This window comes from Streptomyces sp. NPDC006544 (assembly GCF_040611715.1).
Classification (GTDB): domain Bacteria; phylum Actinomycetota; class Actinomycetes; order Streptomycetales; family Streptomycetaceae; genus Streptomyces.
Window position 1 is genome coordinate 1 of record NZ_JBEXOV010000197.1, and the last position, 3,701, is coordinate 3,701.

The window sequence follows — 3,701 nt, forward strand, 5'->3', positions numbered from 1 at the left end:
AAACAATCGAACGGAACAGTTCATTCTTCAACAGTTGTGAGCTGTTTTTTGAATGCTGATGAATAGTGAGATTAGAGCAGGTCATAAATAAGGGTCATATTTAAAAGCTAAAATTGTACGTTTTAGTCAATTACATACAAGGGTTCTGTTGCAAAGTTTTAAATAAAGAATAAAATCCCTTACGGTATCTATGATTTAGGCTGTTATTCCCATTAATACCTTGATTTCAGTAGACACCGAAAAGCCGAAGAGAGTGCCTTCTTTTCGGGTTTTCTTATATAATCCTCGAATGGCTTCCATGCCCTTAATCGTGGTAGAGGCAGTGCGTAAACTTCGATAGAATTTATTGCGTCTCTTTACTGGACGATGGTCTTGTTCAATCAAATTATTCAGGTATTTAATGGTACGATGTTCTGTCCCTTGATAAAAGCCGTATTCTTTTAGTTTCTTAAAGGCACTTGTAATAGAGGGGGCTTTATCTGTGACTACAACCTTCGGTTCATCAAACTGCTTCACTAACCGCTTAAGAAAAGCATAGGCTGCTTGTGTGTCCCGTTTTTTACGTAACCAAATATCCAAGGTTAAACCATCTGCATCGATGGCTCGATACAAATAATGCCATTTTCCTTTGATTTTGATGTACGTTTCATCCATTTTCCATGAATAAAAGGATTTTTTATTTTTCTTTTTCCAAATTTGATAGAGTAGTTTGCCATATTCTTGTACCCAACGATAAATCGTCGTATGAGAAACGTTAATGCCACGATCATATAAGATTTCTTGAACTTCACGATAGCTAAGGTTATAACGAAGATAGTAGCCCACGGCTACAATAATCACATCCTGCTGAAATTGCTTTTCTTTAAAATGATTCATCGTCATTCCTCCTGCTATCTTTTTCTATTATTCTACCTTATTTGATAGTAGATTTAAAACTTTGCAACAGAACCCTATATTCGTTACAATGGTTATGGGAAGTTTTTCAAAAGGTTAAGAAAAGCTTACGGGGGTTTTTGAAATCAAAAAGTAGTAGGGGACGATAAAATGAAACATACACACAAAATCATATTGGCTGTCACTTCTGTATGCACTGTTATTATTCTAGGTGTAAGTATCTTTTTTGTTACACAAGCAGTAACAAACAATAAATTAGAAAACACTAGTCAAACAACTCAACACTCAAGCAGCAGCTCAAAACCTGTTGAAGATAAACAAACGACGAAACAGCTTGATCAAGCAAAACAGCTTGCTGCAAGTTATCATTATGATGAAGCCATCGCCTTACTTGAAAAAGACGACGCCAAAGAAGCGCAACAATTGTTAGCAACTTTGAAAAAAGAAAAAGAATCCTTGGTAAAATGGGAAGACCCGACCAAAATCTCACACGTCTTCTTTCATAGTCTGATTGTTGATCCAGCTAAGGCTTTTCATACCCAGCAAGCACAAGGGTATAAAGATTATATGGTCACTATTTCCGAATTCAATAAAACCATTGATCAGTTATATAAAAATAACTATGTTCTTGTTAATCTAAATGGATTAGTCAAAAAAGGAACAGATGGAAAACTGACCTTTACAGGTGTTTCTCTTCCAGAAGGAAAGAAACCGTTAATTCTTTCGCAAGACGATGTCAGCTATTATGAATACATGGACAATTCAGGATTTCCAAGTAAGTTGATTGTCGATAAACAGAACCAAATCAAGAATATTTATATCGACAATAAGAAGGAAACTGTTGGTGACTATGATATGGTTCCATTGATCGATTCATTCATTAAAAAACATCCCGATTTTTCTTATCAAGGCGCCAAAGGAACATTAGCTTTAACAGGCTATAATGGTGTATTAGGTTACCGTACATCAAAATCAGAATATGGTGATAACGAAAAAACAAACAAAGAAATCGAAGCAGCCAAAAAAGTTGCTGATCAATTAAAGAAAGATGGTTGGAGTTTTGCTTCTCATACTTGGGGACACTTGAATATGACACAAGCTTCTTTAGCCGATATCCAACAAGATAATGAACGTTGGCAAAATGAAGTTGCACCTATTTTAGGCAAAACAAATATTTTGATCTACCCATTTGGCGCTGACATCAGCGATTGGCAACCTTATTCTGAAGCAAATCAAAAATTTGCTTACTTGAAACAACAAGGATTTGATATCTTCTGCAATGTCGATGCCTCAACTCCTGCATGGGGACAACTAGGAACTGACTACTACCGTAACGCCAGAATCAATATTGACGGTATCCGTTTCGAAGCTGACCTAAAAGGAGAAAATCCAATACTTGATCAATTTATCAACGTCAAAGAAGTGTATGACCAAAAAGATCGAGGATAGAGGTTGTGAAAGAAGCGTCCAGCTCCGCCGACAATAAGTAGGAATTAACTATCTAGGAACGCATACCATGCGTAAAACAGGCGCTTATCGGGTCTATACGCAGTCAAACTATAATATTGGTTTAGTGATGCATTTATTAAACCATTCAAGTGAAGCCATGACCTTAACGTATCTTGGATTAGATCAAGCTAGTCGAGAAACGATGTTAGACCAAATTGATTTTGGGTAATGAATGTTTAGAACTTAGTAGTCGTCCAAAAACGACTACTTTTTTTGTTGAATCGTCCTTGGACGATTCGATGCTTTTGACTTGTAAGAACAGGATTGAATGAAGCCATACTGTTCGCATATTTTTAGTGGATGAACGAATAAAAAATCTCTCGTATTTTGTTTGTTCATCCATGGTTTTAGAAAAAAGAGGGACGATTTCGGAAGAAGAAAATCGTCTCTTTTTTTTCTTCTTTTTGTATGACAAAAAGAAAGATCTTTTGCCCATTTTATTTTTATAAAATGGGTAGGTGGCGTTTGCGTAAAGCAAATCGACACAATCCAAAGGGGATAAAAGGGGAAAGTGAAACTTCCCCCTTTTCAAGCCACATTGTAATACAAGAACGAAGTGTTTTGTATTACAATGTGATAGCTTGCAGTATTTATGGTTTTATATGGTCTATTTTGTTATAATGATTGTAACCGAATAGGGCGCAATGCTTATTACAAAATCAATGACAAAGGGCGATTGAGGAATGAGCGCTGGGGCATTTTATCTTTGAGGAAGTTCTTGATGGATCAGAAAAATGTATCACAAATTGAAACAAAGACTCACTCATTTAAGAGACGCTACTAGCATGAAATTTTGTTGTTGCGATAAGCAACTTCTGATACACGATTTTTAGCCATTACATCACTCGTTTTTAGAGTGATGTGTAAGTGCGCATTGCACTCTTTTTTTACGAAACAAGCCGACCAGCGTTTGAAACTTTTTAGTTTTTCATCATTCTATTTTAAAACGCTCTAAAACTCGATTTAAGCGACTTTAATTCGAAACTGTCTATTTGTTCAAAGGGAACATTAAGAATGCTTAAACGAGCTTTTAAGTGGGTTTAAAGTGATTTTGAATTGAATAGCTTGTTTTAAGTTGTAAAAAAACAAGTTAAACAAAGTATAGGTTTTCCATTTAAGGGTTGTTAGGGCTTGCCCTGACCGTCTGTAAGACGCTTGATTGCAAAGTATGAGTATTTAGCTAGTCAAATAGTTAAAACAGCGTATACGAGCAATTAGAGGGAATCCAAGAAAGTCCTAAGAGAGGGTTTGATCTTTTCTTTTAGCGAGTGCGAGTGAACGCTGCAAGTAAAATGTGA

Annotated in this window: 2 protein-coding genes; one reads left to right on the plus strand and one right to left on the minus strand. The window is 35.9% G+C overall.

Features of this window, described 5'->3' with window-relative positions:
- Window positions 1–195: 195 nt before the first annotated feature.
- Complete coding sequence (locus ABZY44_RS37395; protein ID WP_046124060.1) at window positions 196–876, minus strand: IS6-like element IS1216 family transposase; 681 nt, start codon at window positions 874–876, stop codon at window positions 196–198.
- Between the two features lie 168 nt (window positions 877–1,044).
- On the opposite strand from ABZY44_RS37395, the gene ABZY44_RS37400 reads away from it, so the two are divergent.
- Window positions 1,045–2,343, plus strand: a complete 1,299-nt coding sequence (locus ABZY44_RS37400; RefSeq protein ID WP_014017385.1) for a polysaccharide deacetylase family protein — start codon at window positions 1,045–1,047, stop codon at window positions 2,341–2,343.
- Window positions 2,344–3,701 lie beyond the last annotated feature (1,358 nt).

Bases quoted from the DNA above. Each gene is read 5' to 3' on its own strand.
- ABZY44_RS37395 (WP_046124060.1), bottom strand. From the start codon at position 876: ATGAATCATTTTAAAGAAAAGCAATTTCAGCAGGATGTGATTATTGTA.
- ABZY44_RS37400 (WP_014017385.1), top strand. From the start codon at position 1,045: ATGAAACATACACACAAAATCATATTGGCTGTCACTTCTGTATGCACT.